We start from the raw sequence: 21,900 nt of genomic DNA on the forward strand, positions 1-21,900 counted from the left end.
AGAGAAGACTGGGGCAGTGTAGGCTCTGTCCGACATGATGTATATAATTAAAAACAGACAAAACCAGACGAAGTTCCGACATGTCCGCCGACGACATCGCCCCCTCGCTGGCCAGCCACCTGCCCTATCCGCTGGCCTGCCGCATCCTGCATTTCACGCCCAACTCGCGCATGAAGCGCCACAGCTCGCCCTGGGCAGAGCTGAACTTCGCGATCTCCGGCATCATGGAAATCGGCGTCGGCGGCATCACTTATCTGTCGCCGCCGCAGTACGCCATCTGGATTCCTCCGCATGTCGAGCATTGCTGCCAGAACGATGGCGAGGTGCACTACGCCTGCATCGACATTCCCGCCGCGGCCTGCGCCGGCCTGCCCAAGGAACCGTGCACGCTCGAGATCAGCCCCGTCATGCGGGCCATCCTGGCTGACTTCGAACGGCGTGGCATCAGCTATCCGGATACGCCGGAAGACCGGCGCATGGCGCAGATCGTCATCGACCAGGCGCGCCAGGCGCGCGCCTATGCAAGCTACCTGCCCTCTACCTCCGATCCACTGCTGGCGCCCATCCTGTCGGCGCTGCAGCACAGCCCGGGCGACAAGCGCGGCGCCGCGCACTGGGCCGCCACCGCGGGCATTACCGAGCGCACGCTGCTGCGCCACTGCCAACAGCACCTGGGCATGTCGTTCAATGAATGGCGGCAGCGGCTACGGGTGGTCAGCGCGCTGGGCATGCTGGACGCGGGCCAGTCCGTCCAGTCCGTCGCGCGAGAACTGAGCTACAGTACGCCGTCCGCGTTCATCGCCATGTTCCAGCGGCTGACCGGCCAATCGCCGGACAGCGCGCGCAGGCGCTGCCTGGGCGGCTCCCCGCCGGCCTAGCCCGGGAAAATCGCGTCGTCCAAGCGTCCGATGCGGCGCCGAGCCGATCGCGAGACAATACGCCTGACTTTCAATTTGCTTTCATCCGACTTTGCCGTGCCGCCGCGGCCTCATCGCGCCCAGGAATTCCCCATGTCTGCCTCCGCAACCCCCCCAGCCTCCCTGACCCATTTCAGCGCATCCGAACTGGACATGCTGGCCAAGACGGCAGACGCCCTGAGCGCCTACCTGGGCAAACCCGTACTGGCGGAGGTAGTGCTGGGCGACGACGGCACCGAATGGGTGACCTATGGCGTGCCCATGGATGAAAACGCCAAGCCCGACGAAGACCAGACCCACGTCCAGCTGGGCGGACCCGGCGCCCGCTTGCTGGGCAACCGCGGCGGCTTGCCCCAGTCCGACGACGACACATACGATTGCCTTTATCTCTGGGCCATCGAGATCTCGTTGAACGAAGGCGAACGCTTCATCAAGCTGGATCACGACGGCGAGGAGTCCGCCTGGTCCGACAATCTGGAAGACGTGCTGCCGTTTGCCTTGACGGAAGAACCCGTATCCGAGGATCCGGACGCGGAAGACGACGAGGATGAAGAGGACGAAGAGGACGAAGAGGATGAGGATGATGAAAATGGCCACGGCCACGATCATCCTCACGACCACAACCACCGCCACTGAGGCGGTACCGGACGGCGGGCGACGGCTGGCGTAGCGCCGCAGACGCGCCGTCCGCGATTCAGGCGGAGATCCGTCCTTCCTCCACGGCGTGGCACGCCACCACCGTCACTCCCGCCATGATTGCGGACGGGGCCTCGGCCTTGCAGCGCTCATTCGCGTGCGGACAGCGCGGATGGAAGGTGCAGCCGGAGGGCGGATTCAGCGGGTTGGGCACTTCACCCGCCACTGCCGTGCGCGGCTTGCCCGCGCCGTTGATGTCGGGAATGGCCTCCAGCAGCATGCGCGTATAGGGATGACGCGGCCGCGCGAACAACTCGTCGCGCGGGGCCACCTCCACCATGCGGCCCAGGTACATCACCCCCACCCGGTCGGCCACGTGATGGACCACCGCCAGATTGTGGGAAATGAACAAATAGGTAAGCCCCAGGTTGCGCTGCAGATCCTTCATCAGGTTCAGCACCTGCGCCTGCACCGACACGTCCAGCGCCGAAGTCGGCTCGTCGCACACCAGGAATTCGGGATTCACCGCGAGCGCCCGCGCAATCGAAATACGTTGACGCTGGCCGCCCGAAAACTGGTGCGGGTAACGGCCCTGGTCGGCCGGATCCAGGCCCACCTGTTTAAGCAGCTCGCCCACGCGCGCGGTCCGCTCGTCGGCCGTCATGGTGGTGTGGGTAAGCATGGGCTCGGCGATGATGCGGCCCACGCGCCAGCGAGGATTCAGACTGGCGTAGGGATCCTGAAAAATCATCTGCAGGCGCTTGCGCAAGGCGCGGCCGCCCGGCTCGGACATGCGCGACAATGGCTGGCCGTCGAAGCGGATGTCGCCGCGGGTCAGGCCGTACAAGCCCACCAGCATGCGCGCCACGGTCGATTTTCCGCAGCCCGATTCACCGACCAGCGCCAGCGTTTCGCCGCGCGCAATGTCGAAAGACACCCCGTCCACGGCGCGCAGCATCACCCGCGGTTTGCCCGCGAGCTTGCGTTCCAGCCAGGGCGGCGACACATCGAACCAGCGCGCGGCGTCCTTTACTTCTACCAAGGGCGTCGTCATGCGGCCACCTTATCGTTATTGTCATGCAGCCAACAGGCCGCGCGGGAAGTGCCGGCCGCCATCAGTTCGGGGCGCTCTACGCCGCAACGCGGCATGCGCTGGCCGCAGCGCGGGTTGAAGGCGCAACCCGCGGGGATGGCATTCAGGCGCGGCATGCTGCCATCGATCTGCACCAACCGTTCGGCATGGCCCTCCAGCGACGGAATCGATCCCATCAGCCCCGTCGTGTAGGGATGCCGCGGCTTGTGGATCACGTCCGCCACCGGACCGATCTCGGCCACGCGGCCGGCGTACATCACCGCGACGCGGTCGGCAGTCTCTGCGATGACGCCCATGTCGTGCGTGATCAGCATCACGGCCGTGCCGTTTTCACGGCACAGGCGCTTGAGCAGCTCGATGATCTGCGCCTGGATGGACACGTCCAGCGCGGTCGTGGGTTCGTCCGCCACCACCAGCTTGGGCTCGGCCGCCAGGGCCAGCGCGATCACCACGCGCTGGCGCATGCCGCCGGAAAACTGGTGCGGGTAGTGGTCGATGCGCTCGCGCGCGGCCGGGATGCCGGTCGATGCCAGCAGCTCCACCGCGCGCTCGCGCGCCTGGGACCAGCTCAGGTCCAGATGCGTCACGATGGTTTCCGCCAATTGCCGGCCCACCGTGTACAACGGGTTCAAGGATGTCAGCGGATCCTGGAACACTGCGCCGATCTCGCGGCCACGCACGCGGCGCATCTGCTCGTCGGGCAGGTTGTCGATACGGCGGCCCGCCAGCAGGATCTCGCCCGCGGCGATGCGCCCGGGTGGTTCCAGCAGACCGATGATGGATGCGCCGGTCAGGGATTTGCCGGCGCCGGATTCGCCCACTACGCCCAGGACTTCGCCAGCCTGGATGGAAAAGGACACGTCGTCCAGGGCGCGCAGCGTGCCGCGGCGCGTGGGGAACTCCACGCGCAGATTGCGGACTTCTAGAAGTGCGCTCATGTAAACCTCAATTCAGCCGGGGGTTGAGCGCATCGCGCAACCAGTCGCCTAACAAGTTGACCGATAGCACCAGCAGCACCAACGCCGCGCCGGGGAAGATGGTGATCCACCATTCCCCTGAAAACAGGAAGTCGTTGCCGATGCGGATCAGCGTGCCCAGCGACGGCGCGGTCGGCGGTACGCCCACCCCCAGGAACGACAGCGTGGCTTCGGTGATGATGGCCGTGGCCAGGTGCACCGTGGCCAGCACCAGCACCGGGCCCAGCACATTGGGCAGCACGTGGCGGAACATGATGACGGGCGAGGCCACCCCGATCACGCGCGCGGCCTGCACGTACTCGCGGTTCTTCTCTACCAGCGTGGAGCCGCGCACGGTTCGCGCGTATTGCGGCCAGCCCGCCAGCGCGATCGCGCCGATCAGCACGGGGAATGCGATCAACTCGTGCATGTCGCGCGGCACCGCCGCCCGCGCCACGCCATCGATCAGCAATGCGATCAGGATGGCGGGGAACGACAGTTGCACGTCGGCGATACGCATGATGAACGCGTCGATGCGTCCGCCCGCGTAACCCGAGATCAGTCCCAAAACAATGCCGATCGCCATGGACAGCAGCACCGAAGCCAGGCCAATCAAGAGCGACACCCGGGTGCCGTACAGGATGGCCGAGTACAGGTCGCGGCCCTGGCTGTCGGTGCCCAGCAGATAGGTCGGCTGGCCGTTGGCCTCCCAGGCGGGCGGCAATAGCGCGTCCAGCAGTTCCACCTTGGTCAGGTCGAACGGATTATGCGGAGCCACCCAGCCAGCCCCGAAGGAGCCGATCAGCAAGGCTGCCAGCAGCACAGTGGCCGCAATGGCCACGGGCGCCCGGCGCCAGGCCCAGGCAATATCGCTGTCCCACCAGCGTTTGAGTACGGCGCGCATCAGTGAGCCCCCCCGCCGCGGGTCAGCCCGGAACGCAGGCGCGGGTCCACGACAAAATACAGAAGATCGACGATCAGGTTGATCACCACGAATACCAGCGCGATCAGGCACAGGTAGGCCGCCATGACAGGCACATCGGCGAACTGCACCGCCTGGATGAACAGCAGGCCCATGCCCGGCCACTGGAACACGGTTTCCGTGACGATGGCAAAGGCAATGATGCCGCCCAGCTGCAGGCCGGTGATGGTAATGACCGGCACCATTGTGTTCTTCAGCGCATGGCCGAAGTGGATGGCCCGGCGCTTCAGGCCGCGGGCGCGGGCGAACTTGATGTAGTCCGAACGCAGCACTTCCAGCATCTCCGAGCGCACCAGGCGCAGCACCAGGGTCATCTGGAACAGCGACAAGGTGATGGACGGCAGGATCAGGTGCTTCCAGCCCGTGGCGGTGAACAGCCCGGAGGACCACCAGCCCACGCTGACGGTGTCGCCGCGCCCGTAGCTGGGCAACCACCCCAGCTGGACCGAGAACACCAGGATCAGGAGGATGCCGATCAGGAAGGTGGGCAGCGACACGCCCAGCAGCGAGCCGGCCAGCAGCAGCTGGGACAACAGGCTGTTGCGCTTGAGCGCGGTATACACGCCCAGGGGCACGCCCACCAGCAGCGCCAGCAGGGCAGCCACCATGGAAAGCTCCAGCGTCGCCGGCAAACGGGATTTCAGCAATGTGGAAACGGGTTCGCTCTGGCGCAGGGATATGCCGAAATTGCCCTGCACGGCGTTGGCCACGAAATGGCCGAATTGGACAATGGCGGGCTCGTTCAGCCCCAGGCGCTCACGCAATTCGATGCGCTCGGCATCGGTGGCGTCCTGCCCCAGCATGATGGTGACGGGGTCGCCGACGTATTGAAAAAGCACAAAGGCCAGTAGCGAGACGGTGAGCATCACCGCTACGGCCTGCAACAGGCGACGCAGTATGAAAGCAAACATAGGCGGGAAAGGCGTAACGGCGGGGACTGGAGCGCCCCCGCCGTTTGATTAGCCTGGATCAGTCAACCTTGACCCAATCGGCAACGAGGCGATTGTCGGCACGGTGGATGACCGTGACGTTCTTGCGCATGGCCCAGGGAATGACCTGGTCGTGCAGCGGGATGTGGCCGAAGTCCTTGGCGTGCCCTTGCAGCACGGTAATGATGTCCGCGTCGCGCTTGGCCGGGTCGGTTTCCGTCTTGATCCGGTCGATGATGACGTCCAGTTCCTTGTTGCTGTAGTTGCCCAGGTTGTACATGCCGTCCGCGCCCTCGCCCTTGGTGCGGATCAGGTTCTGCAACGTGTACATGGCGTCGAACGTGGGCACGCCCCAGCCGAACAGGAAGGCGCTGGTGTCGAACGACTGCACCTTGGGGAAGTAGGTGGAACGGGGCATGGCGTTCAGCGTGGCCTTCACGCCCACCTTGGCCCACATGCCGACCACCGCCTGGCAGATGGCTTCGTCGTTGATGTAGCGGTTGTTGGGGCAATCCAGCGTGAAGTTCAGGGTGCCGTCGTAGCCGGCGTCCTTAAGCAGGGCGCGGGACTTTTCGGGATCGTAGGGCACGCGCGCTTGCAACTGCTGCGCCCAGCCGTGCACCTGCGGTGCGATCATCGTGCCGGTGGGCGCGGACAGGCCGCGCATCACGGCGCGCTTGATCGCGTCCACGTCGATCGCGCGGTACAGCGCCTCGCGCACGCGGATGTCCTGGAACGGGTTCTTGCCCTTGATGTTGGAGTACTGCAGTTCCGGACGCTTCTGGTCCAGGCCCAGGTAGATGGTGCGGTACTCGTTGCCTTCCACAACCTTGGCGGACTGGCGCAGGCGATCCAGGTCCTGCGCGGCCGGATCCAGCACGAAGTCGATTTCGCCGGACAGCAGCGCCGCGGTACGGGTGGCGTTCTGCTTGATCGGGGTGAACACGACTTCGGTCACATTGCCGACCTTGCCGGCCTTGTTCCACCAGTCCTTGTTTTCCTCGAACACCGTGCGCACGTCCACTTCGCGCGACTTCAGCTTGTAAGGGCCGGTGCCGTTGGTGTTGCGCGCGGCGTAGGTCTCTTCCTTGTTGACGAAGTCCTGCGGCTTGGCGACATTGTTCTTTTCCGACCAGGCCTTGTTCATGATGAACACGTTGGTCAGCTGGCGCAGCAGCACCGGGTTGGGCGCCGAGGTCTCGATCTCGACCGTCAGGTCGTCGATCTTGCGGGCTTCCTTGATGCCGGTGGTGTAGGCCTTGTAGTTCGAGGTGGGCGCCATGGCGCGGTGGATCGAAAACACCACGTCGTCGGCGGTGAAGGCGGCGCCGTCATGGAACTTCACGCCGGGACGCAGCTTGAAGCGGTACAGCGTGGGCGAAACCTGCTCCCATTCCGTCGCCAGGCGGGGGTTGACCTTGAAGGACTTGTCATAGTCCACCAGCGGTTCGTAGACGTAGCTGTTGGCGGCGATCGTCATGCCTTCGTTCTGCGAGTGCGGGTCGAAGGTGAGGATGTCGCCCTGGGCAGCCCAGCGGAAGGTCTTGGCCTGCCCGATCGAGGGCACGGCGACGGCGGCGGCGATCGCGATAGCAATCAAAGTGCGGCGCATAGGTTTACTCCTGACTGTAATCTGAATACCGGCGCGATATTGCCTAGGCGCAAGACCTCCGTCAATTGAGGGTTTATGCGTACCGTAGGCGGTTTTCACAGAGGGAGAACCAATTGGGGACACATAAGCTTGTAACAAAATAATCGAAGTAAACAGTGTTGGACATGCGGCCCGCCCCCGCCCGGCTACTCCTCGTCCGGCGTCGCCAATTCCAGCGGCACGTGCTCCGTCATCAGCACCTCCAGCATGTCGATCAACATCGCGGCCTTTTCTTCGCCAAAAGGAGCGAGCACGGCCTTCTGATGCTGCAAGGCCTGGTCGCACAGCGAGGCGATCAGGTTGCTGCCCTTGGCGGTGATGCAGACCCGGGTCTGCCGCCGGTCAGCCCGCACGCCGGTACGCGCCACCAGCCCTTCGGCTTCCATGCGCTGCACCACTTTGCTTAAGGTGGGCTGCTTGGTGATGGCCAGCACCGCCAGCGTGCCTATGGTTTCGCCCGCGCTGCCCTGCAGGCTGGCCAGCACCCGCCATTCGGTCACCGACAGGCCGGCCGCCTTCACCTGCAGATGGAATTCCGCCGAAATGCGCTGGCTGGCCTGCGCCAGCAGGTAGGCCAGATAACCATCGACGAAGCGCGCGTTGTGCGCCGCCGCGTCCGTGTCCCGCTGCTTGTCCAACCGCATGTTGCTTAGCTCCCACGCACCGGAATACAGGGCCTGTGCCGGCCCGACGAAATGCGCATTGCACCACGGTGGCGCAACGGCGCGCCATGATGTGTCGCAATGCTGTTGCGCAGCACAGGGTATACCCCGAATCGCAACCCGTTTTTGCACCACCACAGCGCCGCCGGGGCGCTGTGAACTAGAGAACAACGAGTATATACGTCATTGTTTTAGCGTGATATTTTTTGTTTTCCATGAAATTTCATCTTTTTTGTTGACAGCTAAAACGTTGACTCCTAAAGTATTTTTAAGACGAGATTTTCCTGACGTGACGATGCTGCGCAGCAGCAACCATTGAGGACCCGCAGGCCGGGCCGCGAAGGAGTGCCAGATGGCTGAAAGGTCTTTCAAGAAAGAAGTCCAGCAGTTGCGCATCGGCGCGGGCGAAGAGTTCCGCGGCGAAGGCATTCTTGCGGTCACCAAGGCCTTGCTGCAATCGGGCGTGGGTTACGTCGCGGGCTACCAGGGTTCGCCGATCTCGCACCTGATGGACGTGCTGGCCGATGCCAACGACATCCTCCAGGAACTGGGCGTGCACTTCGAGGCCAGCGCCTCCGAAGCCACGGCGGCGGCCACGCTGGCGGCCTCGGTCATATACCCCATTCGTGGCGCCGTCACCTGGAAGTCCACCGTGGGCACCAACGTGGCGTCCGACGCCCTGGCCAACCTGGCCTCTGGCGGCGTCACGGGCGGCGCGCTCGTCATCGTGGGCGAAGACTATGGCGAAGGCTCGTCCATCATGCAGGAACGCTCGCACGCGTTCGCCATGAAATCGCAGATCTGGCTGCTGGACCCTCGCCCCAATCTGGAAAGCATGGTCAAGGCGGTGGAAGACGGCTTCGAACTGTCCGAGGCCAGCAAGACGCCGGTGATGCTGCAGCTACGCATCCGCGGCTGCCACGTGCACGGCCGCTTCGTCGCCAAGGAAAACAAGCGCCCTGCCTTCACGTTGGCGCAGGCCCTGGAAAGCCCGGCGCGCGACACCAGCCGAATCGTGCTGCCGCCGGCCTCCTTCCTGCACGAGCAGGAAAAAATCAAGGACCGCTGGCCTGCCGCCATCCGCTACATCAAAGAGCACAAGCTCAACGAACACTTCGACGGCGACCAGGACGATATCGGACTGATCCTGCAGGGCGGACTCTACAACGGGGTGATCCGCGCACTGCAATTGCTGGGCCTGGCGGACAATTTCGGCAACAGCCGCATTCCGCTGTATGTCATGAACGTGACCTACCCGGTCATCGAGGACGAAGTCATCGACTTCTGCCGCGGCAAGCGCGCCGTGCTGCTGCTGGAGGAAGGCCAGCCCGACTACATCGAGCAGAACCTGCACGCCGTGCTGCGCCGCGCCGGCATCAATACCCACCTGTCCGGCAAGGACGTCCTGCCGATGGCGGGCGAATACACCACCCAGGTCATGCGCGACGGCCTGCGCGAATTCCTCAAACGGCAGCGCCCGGAATCGCTGCAAACGCACCCAGCCGCCGCAGCCGACGCCCCGGCGGAACGCCAACTGCAGATCACCGAGGTGGCGCGTCCCAAGCCTGCCCGCCCTGCCGAACAGCCCATTACCTTCCACAAGCATGTCGAGGGCCTGGCCGCCGTGGTGCCGCCGCGGCCCGCCGGCTTCTGTACGGGCTGTCCGGAAAGGCCGATTTTCTCGGCCCTGACCCTGGCGCAGGAAACACTGGGCCAGCACCATATTTCGTGCGACATCGGCTGCCACCTGTTCTCGATCCTGCCGCCCTTCAACCTGGGCGCCACCACCATGGGCTATGGCCTGGGGGCCTCGAGCGCGGCGGCCTTCAACGTGCCGGCGGCCAAACGCCCCATCTCCATCATGGGCGACGGCGGCTTCTGGCATAACGGCCTGTCTTCGGGCATCGGCAACGCGGTATTCAACAAGTATGACGGCGTCATCGTCATCGTCGACAACTTCTACGCCTCGGCCACCGGCGGCCAGGACATCCTGTCCTCGCGCGCCGAAAACCCGGACCGATCGACCAACAACCCCATCGATCAGGCCGTGCGCGGCGTGGGCGTGAAGTGGGTGCGCACGCTGGACCGCACCTATGACGTGGCCAAGGTGCGCGCCACCATCGAAGAGGCCCTGACCACTGACGTCAAGGGTCCCAAGGTCATCATTGCGCAGTCGGAATGCATGCTGAACAAGCAGCGCCGCGTCAAGCCGCTGTTCAATAAGGCAGTGAAGGAAGGCAAGCGGGTGGTGAAGGAACGTTTCGGCGTGGACCCGGACGTGTGCACGGGCGACCACGCCTGCATCCGCCTGTCGGGCTGCCCCTCACTGACGGTCAAGGACAGCGGCGATCCCCTGAAGGAAGACCCGGTGGCGCACGTGGAAAGCAGCTGCGTGGGCTGCGGCAATTGCGGTGAAGTCGCCCATGCCGCCGTGCTCTGCCCGTCTTTCTATCGCGCCGACATCGTCCACAACCCCACGGGCCGCGACCGCTTCCTGGCACGCGTGCGCACCGCCGTCATCGGCTTCCTGCAACGGCGCCGCGCCGCGCGCCTGGCTCACCACGCCCTCTGAGGACACCAGTTCCATGAACCCGGCCGTTATGCAACAAGGCAACCCGATCAAGATCGCCATTCTCGCCATGGGCGGCCAGGGCGGCGGCGTGCTGGCCGACTGGATCGTCGACATGGCCGAGCACGCCGGCTGGTGGGCCCAGACCACCTCGGTGCCGGGCGTGGCCCAACGCACCGGCGCCACCATCTATTACCTGGAACTGCTGCCCGAAGCCGAAGTTCGGCGCGCGGGCAAGCAGCCCGCGCTGGCTCTGATGCCTACGCCGGGCGACGTGGACCTGGTGGTGGCGGCCGAACTGATGGAGGGCGGCCGCGCCATCCAGCGCGGGCTGGTCACGCCAGAACGCACCGTGCTGCTTACCTCGTCGCACCGCAGCTACGCGGTGAGCGAAAAGTCCGCGCCAGGCAATGGCATCGCCGACCCGAACAAGGTGCTGGAGGCGGGCCGCGCCGCGGCCAAGCGCTTTCTGTGCTTCGATCTGCAAGACCTGGCCGACCGCGCCGGCAGCGTCATCAGCGCCAGCCTGTTCGGCGCGGTGGCCGGCAGCGGCGCCCTGCCGTTCTCGCGCGACGATTTCGAAGCCACGGTGCGGCGCGCCGGCCTGGGCGTGGAAGCCAGCCTGCGCGCCTTTGCGCTGGGCTACGAGTCCGCAGACCAGGCGCCCGCGCAGCCTGCCCCCATCGACCTGGCGCGCCCGGTGCCCGCGGTGCCTGAGCGCGCCGCCAGCCCCAAGGCGCAAGCCCTGCTGGATACGATCAAGCGCGACTTTCCTGCCTGTGCCCAACCCATGCTGGCCGTGGGCGTGCGCCGCCAGATCGAATTCCAGGACCTGGCCTACGCCACCGAATACCTGCGCCGCATGAAGGCGATCCGCGACCTGGACGCCGCCCATGGCGGGGAAGCCCGGCAATGGGCCCTGACCTGTGCCGCCGCGCGCTATGTGGCCACGGCCATGGCCTACGACGACGTAATCCGCGTCGCCGACCTGAAAACCCGCGGCGCGCGTTTTGACCGCGTGCGCCAGGAAGTGGGCGCGCGCGCGGACCAACTGGTCTACACCACCGAGTTCATGCACCCGCGCCTGGAAGAGATCTGCGGCACCTTGCCCGCCGGACTGGGACGCTGGCTCGAAGGTTCCAAGGTGTTCGGCGGCTTCGTCGAACGTCGCCTGGGCCGTGGCCGCCGCATGCAGAGCGGCACGCTGGGCGGCTTCCTGATGCTGTACACGCTGGCCGGCATGCGGCGTTTCCGCCGCAGTACGCTGCGCCATCAGGCAGAGGCCGCCGGCCTGGAACAGTGGCTGGACCTGATCGCCAGGCTGGCTCCGCGCGATTACGCGCTGGCCGTTGAAACCGTCAACTGCCGCCGCCTGGTCAAGGGCTACAGCGACACGCACGTGCGCGGCGGCGGCAAGTACCGCCAGCTGATTGCCGCGGCGGAACAACTGGCAGGCAGGCCCGACGCCGCCGACACGCTGCGCTTGCTGCGCGAAACCGCGCTGGCCAATGAGAAATGCGGTCCCATGGAACGCCAGCTGGCTGAAAAGCTGGCGGCCTGAGACCAATACAGATAGGGACAAACGCCGTGCAGACATTGAAACTCATCGTCCGGGAAGTCCGGCAGGAATCGCCATTGATCCGTTCGTTCCGGCTGGCGCGCGAGGACGCCGGCCCGCTGCCCGCCTTCGGCCCGGGCGCGCACCTGAAGGTAACGGTGCCGGGCCTGCGCGAACCGCGCTGCTACTCACTGGTGCAGCTGGCGCCGGAGGCAGGAAAGTTCGCGCAGCCGGCGGAGTACCGGCTGGGCGTGCGCCTGGAGGAAACCAGCCAGGGCGGATCGCGCCACATGCACGCGCTGGCCGAAGGCGACACGCTTACGGTCGAAGGCCCGAAGAACGACTTTCCGCTGCACGAATCACCTGCCGGCGACGAACCCGTGGTGCTGATCGCGGGCGGCATCGGCATCACGCCGGTCGCCTCCATGGCCGCCGCGCTGAAGGCGGCCGGCCGCGCCTTCCACTTGCACTACTGCGGCCGCAGCAAGGACCAACTGGCCTTCCTGCCCGAGCTCCAGGCCCTGGCCGGCGACGACCTGAGCCTGCATGCCGACGATGACCCCTCCTGCCGCTTCGACCTGCAGGCGCTGCTGGCGGCGTCCTCGCCGCGTCAGCATCTGTACGTATGCGGCCCCAAGGGCTTGATCGACGCCGTCATCCAGGGAGCCCGCGCGCGCCACTGGCCCGATGCGCACATCCATTTCGAACTCTTCGCCACGGCCGCGCCGCAAGCGGGCGACCAGCCCTTCGAGGTCGAGCTGCGCCAGTCCGGCCGGGTGCTGACCATCCCCGCGGACAAGACCATCGTCGACGTGATGGAAGAGGAAGGCTGCGATCCGATGTTCGACTGTAAACGCGGCGAGTGCGGCGTCTGCCAAGCCACCGTTCTGGAAGGCGAACCCGACCATCGCGACTACTACCTCTCGGATACCGAGAAGGCCAGCGGCAAGATCATCCAGATCTGCATCTCGCGCGCGAAGTCTGCGCGCCTGGTGCTGGACCTGTAGCCCGGAAGAAAGCGCAATCATGAGCAAATACCGCGACAATCCCGACGCCATCCGCGCCCTGCTGCGCGACACCGAAGTGCACAAGGATCTGTTCATCGACCAGGAACTGTTCGACCTGGAGATGGAACGCTTGTACGCCAACACCTGGGTCTACGTGGGCCATGACAGCCAGGTTCCCAACCCGGGCGACTACATCACCACCACCGTCGGCAACCAGCCGGTAGTGATGGTGCGCCACAGCGATCGTTCGGTGCGGGTGCTGCACAACCGCTGCCCGCACAAGGGCACCATGGTGGCGGGCGATGCCTGCGGCAACACAGGCAAGTTCTTCCGCTGCCCCTACCACGCCTGGACCTTCAAGACCGACGGCAGCCTGCTGTCCATCCCGCTGAAAAAGGGCTATGAGAACACTGGCCTGGAAAACTGCGAAGCCAGCCAGGGCATGGCCGCCGTGAAGGACGTGAAGAACCATCGCGGCTTTGTGTTCTGCCGCCTGAACCCCGAGGGCCAATCCTTCGAGGATTTCTTCGGCGAATCGCTCTCCACGCTGGACAACATGGTGGACCGCTCTCCCGAAGGCCGCCTGGAAGTCGCCGGCGGCGTGCTGCGCTATATGCACCGGTGCAACTGGAAGATGCTGGTCGACAACCAGACCGACACCTGCCATCCGATGGTGGCGCACGAGTCCTCGGCGGGCACGGCAGTGAAGGTCTGGGAACAGGCTCCCGAAGGCACGCCCAAGCCCATGGCCGTGGAGTTGTTCGCGCCGTTCATCTCGCCCTACGAGTTCTTCGAAAACATGGGCATCCGCGTGTGGGAGAACGGCCATGGCCACACGGGCGTATCCGACTCCATCCATGCCTCCTACTCCGGCATTCCCGGTTACTGGGACTCCATGGTTGCGGCCTACGGCGAGGAACGCGCCCACCAGATCCTGGGCGACGTGCGCCACAACACCGTGTACTTCCCCAACATCATGGTCAAGGGCCCGATCCAGACGCTGCGCGTCTTCAAGCCCATTGCCGCGGACCGCACGCTGGTGGAATCCTGGACCTTCCGCCTGGTGGGCGCGCCCGATCTGCTGCTGGAACGCACACTCATGTACAACCGCCTCATCAACGCGCCGACCTCGGTCGTCGGGCACGACGACCTTGAAATGTACGAGCGCGCGCAGGACGGCCTGCAGTCACGCGCGCGAGACTGGGTGAACGTGGGCCGTTTGTACTCGCCCGACGAAGTCGGCCAGAAGAACGTCGCCACCAACGGCACCAATGAATGGCAGATGCGCAACCAGTACCGCGCATGGGGCCGCTATATGACCGGACCGGAGTCGGTATGAGCGCAAGCGACCGCGAGTTGATCGATTTTGTCTACGCCGAGGCGCGCATGCTCGACGAGCTGCGGTTCGAGGATTGGCTGAACCTGTACACCGACGACGGCTACTACTGGATGCCGCTGGCCCATGGCCAGACCGACCCCAGGCTGCATGCGTCCCTCATGTACGAGGACAAGCTGCTGCTGCGCGTGCGCGTGGAACGACTGGCGGGCCAACGCACTTTCTCTCAACAGCCCAAGAGCCGCTGCCATCACCTGCTGCAGGCGCCCACGGTAGAACACGGGCATCCCGACGCCGCGCCTGCCGAAGGCCGCCACGTGGTCCGCACCGCCTTCCATTACGTCGAAACGCGCCAAGACTCGCAGACGCTGTACGCCGGCTGGGCCACCCACCATCTGGTGGAGCACGACCGCGGACTGCGTATCCGCCTCAAGCGCGTGGACCTCGTCAATTGCGACGCGGCCTTCGGCAATATCCAATTGTTCATGTAGGAGCGGCTTGTGAGCACCACGGTCCATCAGGCATTCCGCGACACCGCGGCCCGCTACGGCGCCCAGCCCTTCCTGTGCATCCTGCCGGAAACGGCGCAGGCCTATGGCATCGCCGCCGGTGAATTGACCTACGCCCAGGCCGCCGACGCCATCGAAGCCTTGCGCGCGGCCTATGCCCGCGCCGGCTACGGCCACGGCCATCGCGCCGGCCTGCTGCTGGAGAACCGCCCCGCCTTTTTCCTGCACTGGTTTGCGCTGAACGCGCTGGGCGTATCGGTGGTGCCTATCAACCCCGACCTGCGCGCCGCCGAACTCGAATACCTCACAGGACACTCCGAGATTGCGTTGGCCGTGGCGCTGCCCGAACGCCACGCGGACCTGCTGGCCGCAGCAGAGCGCGCCGGCCGCGAATTGCGAGTGATGGGGCCAGACGACGCGCCGCCCGCCGCGCCCTTTGCCGCGCCGCTGGCCGGCGAGGAACCCGGCGTACTGACGGAATGCGCCCTGCTCTACACCTCCGGCACCACCGGCCGGCCCAAGGGTTGCATCCTGCCCAACCGCTATTTCCTGCACGCGGGCGGCTGGTATGCCCGCATCGGCGGACTGTGCGAACTGCGCCCGGGCCAGGAACGCATGCTGACGCCTCTGCCGTTGGTCCACATGAACGCCATGGCGTACTCGGCCATGGCCATGGTGCTGACCGGTGGCTGCCTGATCCCGCTGGACCGCTTCCATCCCAAAACCTGGTGGGACAGCGTGCGCGACTCTGGCGCCACGGTACTGCACTACCTGGGCGTCATGCCCGCCATCCTGATGAAGGCCGAGCCATCCCCGAGCGACAAGCAAGCGGCGATCCGCTTCGGGTTCGGCGCCGGCGTGGACCGCAAGCTGCATGAGCCCTTCGAGGCGCGCTTCGGCTTTCCGCTGCTGGAAGCCTGGGCCATGACCGAGACCGGCGCAGGCGCCGTGATCATCGCCAACCGCGAGCCGCGCCACATCGGCAGCAGCTGCTTCGGCCGCGAGGAAGACGATGTGCTGGTGCGCATCGTCACCGATGCAGGGACCGAGGCCGCCGCGGGCGAGCCGGGCGAACTCCTGGTGCGGCATGCCGGCGAGGACCCGCGCTATGGCTTCTTCGCCGGTTACCTCAAGGACGAGGAAGCAACCTCCCAGGCCTGGGAAGACGGCTGGTTCCATACCGGCGACATCGTGCGCCGCGATGCCGATGGCGCGCTGCGCTTCGTGGATCGCAAGAAGAACGTCATCCGCCGCAGCGGCGAAAACATTTCCGCGGTGGAAGTGGAAAGCGTGCTGCTGCAGCATCCGCTGGTGAAGGCCGTGGCGGTCGCCGCCGTGCCCGACGCGGTGCGCGGCGACGAGGTGCTGGCCTGCGTGGTGGCCGAGAGCCTGCCGGCCGAGGGCGCCGCCATGGCCGAGGCCGCCCGCAGCATTGTGCAATGGAGTCTGGAACAGCTGGCTTATTACAAGGCGCCCGGCTACGTGGCCTTCGTCGACAGCCTGCCGCTGACCACCACCAACAAGATCCAGCGCGGCGAAATGAAAGCCCTGGCGCCCACGCTGCCCGGCACGGCCCGCTGCGTGGACACCGGCCACATGAAGAAACGCCAGGAGCCCGCGCGATGAGCCGCCAAGGCTACGACGGCGTGGTGGCGGCCTTGCCCGTCACCATTCCGTATGAACGCTATTCCACCCACGCCGCCCATTGGTGGCTGGGACGAGCGCTGGGCGCACTGATCCGACAGGCAGGCATCGCCAAGACCGACGTGGACGGACTCTGCGTTTCCAGCTTCACGCTAGCGCCAGACACCGCCGTCGGGCTCGTGCAGCACCTGGGCATGAGCCCGCGCTGGCTGGACCACATTCCCATGGGCGGCGCCAGCGGCGTGGCCGCCTTGCGCCGCGCGGCCCGCGCCGTGCAGGCCGGCGATGCGGACATCGTGGCTTGCCTGGCCGGCGACACCAACCACGTGGACTCGTTCCGCAACACCGTGAGCCAGTTTTCGCGTTTTGCGCAGGACGCGGTCTACCCCTATGGCGCGGGTGGACCCAACGCCAGCTTCGCGCTGCTGACCGCCAACTACATGCGCGCGACCGGCGCCACCCGCGAGGACTTCGGCAAGCTTTGCGTCGCTCAGCGCGACAACGCCCTGCGCTTCCCGCACGCGCTGATGAAAAAGCCGCTGACCCTGGCGCAATACCTGGACGCGCGCGTCATCACCGACCCGATCCATCTTTTCGATTGCGTGATGCCCTGCGCCGGTGCCGACGCGTTCCTGGTCATGAGCCGGGACCGCGCGCGCGCGCTGAACCTGCCCTATGCCCGCATTCTCTCCACCATCGAACGCCACAATGCCTGGATCGAGGACCCGATCCAGACGCGAGGCGGCTGGACCATGGATCTGGACGAGCTTTACGGCCAGGCCGGCACGCAACCCGGCGACATGGATTTCCTGCAAGCCTATGACGACTATCCCGTCATCAACCTGATGCAGATGGAAGACCTGGGCTTCTGCCCGAAGGGCTCGGCGCCCGACTTCGTGCGCAACCATAGTTTCACCGTGGACGGCAGCTTCCCGTTCAATACCAACGGCGGCCAGTTGTCGGTCGGCCAGGCCGGCGCTGCCGGCGGCTATCTCGGACTGGTCGAGGCATTGCGCCAGCTGAGCGGCACCGCCGGCGGCACGCAGGTGGCCGACGCCCGCCTCGGCATGGTCAGTGGTTTCGGCATGATCAACTACGACCGCGGGCTTTGCACCGCCGCGGCCATTCTGGGGAGCGACGCATGACCGAACCCTTGGCCAAGCCTCCCCGCAAGAATCCGATCGCCCGCACCCGCCAGCCCACCTTACCGCCAGCTTGGCGCAGCCGCAGCGCGTTGGGGCTGACCGCCGCCGCCGCCGAAGGCCGCTTCGAGCTGCAGACCTGCGCCGACTGCGGCGAGGTCCAGTATCCGCCTCGCGAGGTCTGCGGCAACTGCCTGTCCGAACGCTTGCCATGGCGTCCGGCCGACCCCGGCGGCGTCTTGCTGGTCAGCACCACCCTGCACCACAGCAATGACCTGTATTTCCGCGAACGCCTGCCCTGGCGCGTGGGCACGGTGCGCATGACGGCCGGCCCCTCGGTCGTGGCGCATGTGCACCAGGACTGCGTTGATGGCGGCCGCGTGCGCCTGGCGCTGAAGCTGGACCGCAGCGGCCAGGCCGTGATGATCGCCCTGCCAGAAAGGAACACTCCGAACATGGAAGACGACAAGACCCTGCGCGAAACCTCGTGCGATCCGAAGTTCCGCCGCGCGCTCGTCACCGACGGCAAATCGGCGGTGGGCCAGGCCGTGGCGCGCGCCCTGCTGGAAGCAGGCTGCCCCACCGTGTTCCTGGGCGATCCGCAAGCCTGGAAGCGCGACGCCGCCTTCGACGCGCTGGCGGCGGACCCGCGTGTGCAGACGGTAGTGCTGGACGTGACCGATACCGACTCTGTCGAGCGGGTGGCGGCCTCCATCGGCGGCAAGGTGGAGATCCTGGTAAATACCGCGGACCAGGAGCGCGAGGGCGGCTTGCTGAACCGCAAGGACGTCAACACGGCACGCGATGCCCTGGACGTGAACGTGCTGGGGTTGATGCGCCTGGCGCAAAGCTTTGGCCCGGCCCTTTGCGGACGCGCCGCGGACGGCGTGAACAGCGCCACGGCCTGGGTCAACGTACTGTCGATCTATGCGCACATGAACCTGCCGTCGCGCGGCATGTGGTCGGCGTCCAAGGCGGCCGCGCTATCCCTGGCGCAATGCCTGCGCGCCGAGATGCGCGGCGCGGGCGTGCGGGTGGTGAACGTGTTCCCGGGACCCGTGGACCACGAATGGGAACAGCGCACGCCGCCCCCGCGCGTGGCGCCCGCGGCGATCGCAGCCGCCATCGTGCGCGCGCTGAAGGACGGCATCGAGGACGTTTACGTCGGCGATGTCGCGCAGGAATTCCGCGCCCGGCTGGCGGAGAACCCCAAAGGACTGGAACGGGAGCTGGGAGCCTGACGGCCCGCCTATCCCCCGATAACGCACGAATCTAGAGGAACAGCACATGAGCCAAAACATTCTTGCCCAATTCATGACCGAACTGGTGTCCGGCCGCATCCGCCTGGTGGACCTGACCGAGACGCTCACGCCCGAATTCCCCACCATCGTGCTGCCGCCGGAATTCGGTCAGGCCTGGCCGTTCCGCATCGAGGAGATCTCGCGCTATGACGAGCGCGGCCCCGCCTGGTACTGGAACAATTTCTCGTGTTCCGAGCACACCGGCACCCACTTCGACGCGCCGGCCCACTGGGTCACCGGCAAGGACCAGCCCGACAACACCGTGGACACGATCCCGATCGAGGCCTTCATCGCCAGCGCCTGCGTCATCGACTGCTCGGCCGAGGCACGCGACAACCCGGACTTCCTGCTGACCATAGACTTCGTAAAGAAATGGGAAGAGCGGCATGGCCGCATTCCGGCGCGCTCCTGGGTGTTGATGCGCACCGATTGGTCCAAGCGCGCCAAACCCGCCGAATACCTGAATCTGCAGGAAGACGGCGCGCACTCGCCCGGTCCGGACGCGGAAGTGGTGCCCTGGCTGATCAAGGAACGCGACGTGCACGGCTTTGGCACCGAGTCGGTCGGCACCGACGCCGGCCAGGCGCAACACCTCGATCCTCCCTACCCCTGCCACTACTACATGCACGGCAACAACCGCTACGGCCTGCAGTGCCTGACCAACCTGGACCAATTGCCGCCCACCGGCGCGGTGGTCTTCTCGGCGCCGCTCAAGATCCGCAGCGGCTCGGGCAGTCCGCTGCGCGTGCTGGCGCTGGCACCCAAGGCCTGAGCCGGCCGCACAACAACGACAACAGGGGGATATCCATGACGCACTCCAACGTCGCTATCGTGACCGGCGGCAGCGCCGGCATCGGCGCGGAAATCTGCCGCAGCATGCTGGACGCGGGCTATGAAGTGATTTCCATGGCGCGCCGCGCGGCCAACTTCAGCCATCCGCGCCTGCACAACGTGCAGGTGGACCTGCTGGACGCCGAAGCCACCGCGCAGGCGGGCGCTGAAGCCGCGGCCAAGTTTCCCATCAGCCACGTGATCCATAACGCAGGCGTCATCTGGCCCAACCTGCTGCCGCAGGTCACGCAGGAAGAATTGCACGGTTTGACGCAGATTCATCTGGGCGCGGCAATCAGCCTGGTGCAGGCCGCGCTGCCCGGGATGCAGGAACGCAAGTTCGGCCGCATCGTGATGATGTCCTCGCGCGGCGCCCTCGGCTTGCCCACCCGCACGGCGTATTCAGCCACCAAGGCGGGCATGGTAGGCATGGCGCGCACCTGGTCCCTGGAACTCGCGCCCTACGGCATCACGGTCAACGTGGTGGCCCCCGGCCCGATCCAGACCGACATGTTCTACGAAGTGATCGAACCCGGCAGCGAACGCGAGCAGCAGCTGGCCGCCGGCATACCGGTCAAGCGGCTGGGCCGCTCGGACGATGTGGCGCGCGCCGTCATGTTCTTCGCCGATCCCGCCAACAGCTTCGTTACCGGCCAGACGCTGTTCGTCTGCGGCGGCGCCAGCGTCAGTTCCATCACCATCTGAACGCATACCCTTCAGCCCGCTTCGGGTTTTGACGGATAGGTAAGCACTGCGGACCAGGTCTACAGTGCGAGCCTGCGCACAGAAAGTTTAAGTAACAAGTATCAGAGCAAGCCCAGCAATTTCCGCAGTACCTGTTTTCTCCGTTTTCCAGCCGCACCCCCACCCTGCTCCCTATCCGGAGGTTTTGCCATGCTGTCGAAGAAACTCCCCCTGGCCGCGGCCGCCGCGGTAGCCGCGCTGTTCGCCCTGCCCGCCCTGGCCCAAGTCAAGGTCGGCGTCGTCACCTCGTCCACCGGCCCCACGGCGCTGGTGGGGATCCCCCAGAAGAACACCGTGCCGTTGCTGCCGAAGAAGATCGGCGACCTGACCGTGGAATACATTTCGCTGGATGACGCCAGCGATTCCACCAACTCGGTAACGGCCTTCAAGAAGCTGATTTCGGAGCAGAACGTCGATGCGTTGATCGGCCCCTCGGGCTCGCCCAATGCCATGGGCGTGATCCAGTTCGCGGCCGAGGCCGGCGTGCCCATGCTGGCGCCGGTAGGCACCGCCGCGGTCGTGCTGCCCATGAACGACCAGAAGAAATGGGTGTTCAAGACCACGCAGAACGACGACATCATCGCGCGCGCTCTCGTCGACCACATGGCCAAGACCGGCATCAAGACAGTCGGGTTCATCGGCCTGAACGATCCGTACGGCGAGAACTGGTACAAGGTCTTCTCCGGCCTGGCTGCCGAGAAAGGCATCAAGATCAGCGCCAACGAACGCTATCTGCGCTTTGACAGCTCGGTCACCGGCCAGGCATTGAAGATCCTCGCCGCCAAGCCGGATGCCGTGCTGGTGGCTGCCCCCGGCGCCGCCAGCGTGCTGCCGCAGACGACCCTGTTCGACCAGGGCTACAAGGGCAAGTTCTACCAGACCCACGGCGCGGCCCTGCCAGACTTCCTGAAGCTGGGCGGCAAGAAGGTGGAAGGCACGGTGCTGGCCGCCAGCCTGATGCTGGTACTGCCGGAAATGCCGGACAGCAACCCTTCCAAGAAGGTCGCTGCCGACTACATCGCCGCTTATGAAAAGCTCAACGGCTCCAAGCCCGCTACCTTCGGCGCCAACGTCTATGACGCCGGCCTGCTGCTGGAAAAAGCCGTGCCCCTCGCCGAGAAGGCCGGCAAGCCGGGCACCAAGGAATTCCGCAGCGCGCTGCGCGATGCGCTGGAACAGACGAAAGAGCTGGTCGGCACCCAGGGCGTCTACAACATGACGGCCGCCGACCACAGCGGCTTTGACGACCGTGGCCGCGAACTCATCACCGTCAAGGACGGCGCCTGGACGCTGGTGAAGTAGAGGTTGGGTCCCCCCCGAAGCGCTGCGCGCTTCCCCCCTGGGGGGCATGCCTGCGGACCGGCGGAGCCCGGCTCCGCGGCATCCCGATGGGGTGCACAGAGTTTGCTCCGTTGCATCCTGGCGGGCGCGCG

20 protein-coding genes are annotated in these 21,900 nt (G+C 65.8%); 13 read left to right on the forward strand and 7 right to left on the reverse strand.

Annotated features, from left to right (window positions below; translation table 11 throughout):
- Positions 1-80: 80 nt before the first annotated feature.
- Both CEY08_RS04595 and CEY08_RS04600 read left to right on the forward strand, forming a co-directional pair.
- Positions 81-878: an AraC family transcriptional regulator gene (locus CEY08_RS04595; protein ID WP_042796529.1), complete on the forward strand. Its 798-nt coding sequence runs from the start codon at positions 81-83 to the stop codon at positions 876-878.
- Positions 879-1,010: 132 nt separating this feature from the next.
- On the forward strand, positions 1,011-1,553 hold the full coding sequence (locus CEY08_RS04600; RefSeq protein WP_063642214.1) for a hypothetical protein: 543 nt from the start codon (positions 1,011-1,013) through the stop codon (positions 1,551-1,553).
- A 58-nt stretch (positions 1,554-1,611) separates the two neighbouring features.
- Here CEY08_RS04600 and CEY08_RS04605 read toward each other — a convergent pair whose 3' ends face one another.
- From CEY08_RS04605 to CEY08_RS29755, 7 genes are all read right to left on the reverse strand, one after another.
- Positions 1,612-2,607: an ABC transporter ATP-binding protein gene (locus CEY08_RS04605; RefSeq protein WP_042796527.1), complete on the reverse strand. Its 996-nt coding sequence runs from the start codon at positions 2,605-2,607 to the stop codon at positions 1,612-1,614.
- A complete protein-coding gene (locus CEY08_RS04610; protein ID WP_063642216.1) occupies positions 2,604-3,584 on the reverse strand; it encodes an ABC transporter ATP-binding protein in 981 nt (326 codons plus the stop codon). The genes CEY08_RS04605 and CEY08_RS04610 overlap by 4 nt, the downstream gene beginning before the upstream one ends.
- Positions 3,585-3,591: 7 nt before the next feature.
- Entirely contained in the window at positions 3,592-4,506 is a 915-nt protein-coding gene (locus tag CEY08_RS04615) for an ABC transporter permease (RefSeq protein WP_063642217.1), read from the reverse strand.
- A complete protein-coding gene (locus CEY08_RS04620) occupies positions 4,506-5,495 on the reverse strand; it encodes an ABC transporter permease (protein WP_042796525.1) in 990 nt (329 codons plus the stop codon). Before CEY08_RS04620 ends, CEY08_RS04615 begins: the two co-directional genes overlap by 1 nt.
- A gap of 58 nt (positions 5,496-5,553) precedes the next feature.
- Complete coding sequence (locus CEY08_RS04625) at positions 5,554-7,125, reverse strand: ABC transporter substrate-binding protein (RefSeq protein ID WP_042796524.1); 1,572 nt, start codon at positions 7,123-7,125, stop codon at positions 5,554-5,556.
- A gap of 185 nt (positions 7,126-7,310) precedes the next feature.
- Positions 7,311-7,808, reverse strand: a complete 498-nt coding sequence (locus CEY08_RS04630; protein ID WP_076816144.1) for a MarR family winged helix-turn-helix transcriptional regulator — start codon at positions 7,806-7,808, stop codon at positions 7,311-7,313.
- Positions 7,809-8,009: 201 nt separating this feature from the next.
- Positions 8,010-8,198 (reverse strand): hypothetical protein, encoded by a 189-nt coding sequence (locus CEY08_RS29755; protein ID WP_126389659.1) that lies wholly within the window; start codon positions 8,196-8,198, stop codon positions 8,010-8,012.
- Between CEY08_RS29755 and CEY08_RS04635 the strand changes: the two genes are divergently transcribed.
- The 11 genes from CEY08_RS04635 (at position 8,179) to CEY08_RS04685 (ending at position 21,769) form a co-directional block, all read left to right on the forward strand.
- A complete protein-coding gene (locus tag CEY08_RS04635; RefSeq protein WP_076816146.1) occupies positions 8,179-10,398 on the forward strand; it encodes a ferredoxin family protein in 2,220 nt (739 codons plus the stop codon). The genes CEY08_RS29755 and CEY08_RS04635 overlap by 20 nt on opposite strands.
- 13 nt (positions 10,399-10,411) lie before the next feature.
- A complete protein-coding gene (locus CEY08_RS04640) occupies positions 10,412-11,956 on the forward strand; it encodes an indolepyruvate oxidoreductase subunit beta family protein (RefSeq protein WP_076816148.1) in 1,545 nt (514 codons plus the stop codon).
- A 26-nt stretch (positions 11,957-11,982) separates the two neighbouring features.
- Positions 11,983-12,960, forward strand: coding sequence for a PDR/VanB family oxidoreductase (locus tag CEY08_RS04645; RefSeq protein WP_063960008.1), 978 nt, complete (start codon positions 11,983-11,985; stop codon positions 12,958-12,960).
- 19 nt (positions 12,961-12,979) lie between these two features.
- Positions 12,980-14,299: an aromatic ring-hydroxylating dioxygenase subunit alpha gene (locus CEY08_RS04650; RefSeq protein WP_042796519.1), complete on the forward strand. Its 1,320-nt coding sequence runs from the start codon at positions 12,980-12,982 to the stop codon at positions 14,297-14,299.
- Positions 14,296-14,787, forward strand: coding sequence for an aromatic-ring-hydroxylating dioxygenase subunit beta (locus CEY08_RS04655; RefSeq protein ID WP_076816150.1), 492 nt, complete (start codon positions 14,296-14,298; stop codon positions 14,785-14,787). The genes CEY08_RS04650 and CEY08_RS04655 overlap by 4 nt, the downstream gene beginning before the upstream one ends.
- Positions 14,788-14,796: 9 nt before the next feature.
- On the forward strand, positions 14,797-16,431 hold the full coding sequence (locus CEY08_RS04660) for an AMP-binding protein (protein ID WP_042796517.1): 1,635 nt from the start codon (positions 14,797-14,799) through the stop codon (positions 16,429-16,431).
- The gene (locus CEY08_RS04665; RefSeq protein WP_076816153.1) at positions 16,428-17,594 is read left to right on the forward strand and encodes a thiolase family protein; all 1,167 of its coding nucleotides are present in this window, start codon (positions 16,428-16,430) and stop codon (positions 17,592-17,594) included. The genes CEY08_RS04660 and CEY08_RS04665 overlap by 4 nt, the downstream gene beginning before the upstream one ends.
- On the forward strand, positions 17,591-18,832 hold the full coding sequence (locus tag CEY08_RS04670) for an SDR family NAD(P)-dependent oxidoreductase (RefSeq protein ID WP_063642223.1): 1,242 nt from the start codon (positions 17,591-17,593) through the stop codon (positions 18,830-18,832). The genes CEY08_RS04665 and CEY08_RS04670 overlap by 4 nt, the downstream gene beginning before the upstream one ends.
- A 46-nt stretch (positions 18,833-18,878) precedes the next feature.
- Positions 18,879-19,664: a cyclase family protein gene (locus tag CEY08_RS04675; RefSeq protein WP_042796514.1), complete on the forward strand. Its 786-nt coding sequence runs from the start codon at positions 18,879-18,881 to the stop codon at positions 19,662-19,664.
- 35 nt (positions 19,665-19,699) lie between these two features.
- A complete protein-coding gene (locus tag CEY08_RS04680; RefSeq protein WP_076816155.1) occupies positions 19,700-20,428 on the forward strand; it encodes an SDR family NAD(P)-dependent oxidoreductase in 729 nt (242 codons plus the stop codon).
- A 189-nt stretch (positions 20,429-20,617) separates the two neighbouring features.
- Positions 20,618-21,769, forward strand: a complete 1,152-nt coding sequence (locus tag CEY08_RS04685; protein ID WP_042796512.1) for an ABC transporter substrate-binding protein — start codon at positions 20,618-20,620, stop codon at positions 21,767-21,769.
- Positions 21,770-21,900: the final 131 nt, after the last annotated feature.

The sequence above is a fragment of the Achromobacter insolitus genome, from assembly GCF_002209555.1.
In the GTDB taxonomy this organism is placed as follows: Bacteria; Pseudomonadota; Gammaproteobacteria; order Burkholderiales; family Burkholderiaceae_B; genus Achromobacter; species Achromobacter insolitus.

What these genes read in the sequence shown, in the direction of transcription:
- CEY08_RS04595 (WP_042796529.1), top strand. Translation starts at nt 81, where the DNA reads ATGTCCGCCGACGACATCGCCCCCTCGCTGGCCAGCCACCTGCCCTAT.
- CEY08_RS04600 (WP_063642214.1), top strand. Translation starts at nt 1,011, where the DNA reads ATGTCTGCCTCCGCAACCCCCCCAGCCTCCCTGACCCATTTCAGCGCA.
- CEY08_RS04605 (WP_042796527.1), bottom strand. Translation starts at nt 2,607, where the DNA reads ATGACGACGCCCTTGGTAGAAGTAAAGGACGCCGCGCGCTGGTTCGAT.
- CEY08_RS04610 (WP_063642216.1), bottom strand. Translation starts at nt 3,584, where the DNA reads ATGAGCGCACTTCTAGAAGTCCGCAATCTGCGCGTGGAGTTCCCCACG.
- CEY08_RS04615 (WP_063642217.1), bottom strand. Translation starts at nt 4,506, where the DNA reads ATGCGCGCCGTACTCAAACGCTGGTGGGACAGCGATATTGCCTGGGCC.
- CEY08_RS04620 (WP_042796525.1), bottom strand. Translation starts at nt 5,495, where the DNA reads ATGTTTGCTTTCATACTGCGTCGCCTGTTGCAGGCCGTAGCGGTGATG.
- CEY08_RS04625 (WP_042796524.1), bottom strand. Translation starts at nt 7,125, where the DNA reads ATGCGCCGCACTTTGATTGCTATCGCGATCGCCGCCGCCGTCGCCGTG.
- CEY08_RS04630 (WP_076816144.1), bottom strand. Translation starts at nt 7,808, where the DNA reads ATGCGGTTGGACAAGCAGCGGGACACGGACGCGGCGGCGCACAACGCG.
- CEY08_RS04635 (WP_076816146.1), top strand. Translation starts at nt 8,179, where the DNA reads ATGGCTGAAAGGTCTTTCAAGAAAGAAGTCCAGCAGTTGCGCATCGGC.
- CEY08_RS04640 (WP_076816148.1), top strand. Translation starts at nt 10,412, where the DNA reads ATGAACCCGGCCGTTATGCAACAAGGCAACCCGATCAAGATCGCCATT.
- CEY08_RS04650 (WP_042796519.1), top strand. Translation starts at nt 12,980, where the DNA reads ATGAGCAAATACCGCGACAATCCCGACGCCATCCGCGCCCTGCTGCGC.
- CEY08_RS04655 (WP_076816150.1), top strand. Translation starts at nt 14,296, where the DNA reads ATGAGCGCAAGCGACCGCGAGTTGATCGATTTTGTCTACGCCGAGGCG.
- CEY08_RS04665 (WP_076816153.1), top strand. Translation starts at nt 16,428, where the DNA reads ATGAGCCGCCAAGGCTACGACGGCGTGGTGGCGGCCTTGCCCGTCACC.
- CEY08_RS04670 (WP_063642223.1), top strand. Translation starts at nt 17,591, where the DNA reads ATGACCGAACCCTTGGCCAAGCCTCCCCGCAAGAATCCGATCGCCCGC.
- CEY08_RS04675 (WP_042796514.1), top strand. Translation starts at nt 18,879, where the DNA reads ATGAGCCAAAACATTCTTGCCCAATTCATGACCGAACTGGTGTCCGGC.
- CEY08_RS04680 (WP_076816155.1), top strand. Translation starts at nt 19,700, where the DNA reads ATGACGCACTCCAACGTCGCTATCGTGACCGGCGGCAGCGCCGGCATC.
- CEY08_RS04685 (WP_042796512.1), top strand. Translation starts at nt 20,618, where the DNA reads ATGCTGTCGAAGAAACTCCCCCTGGCCGCGGCCGCCGCGGTAGCCGCG.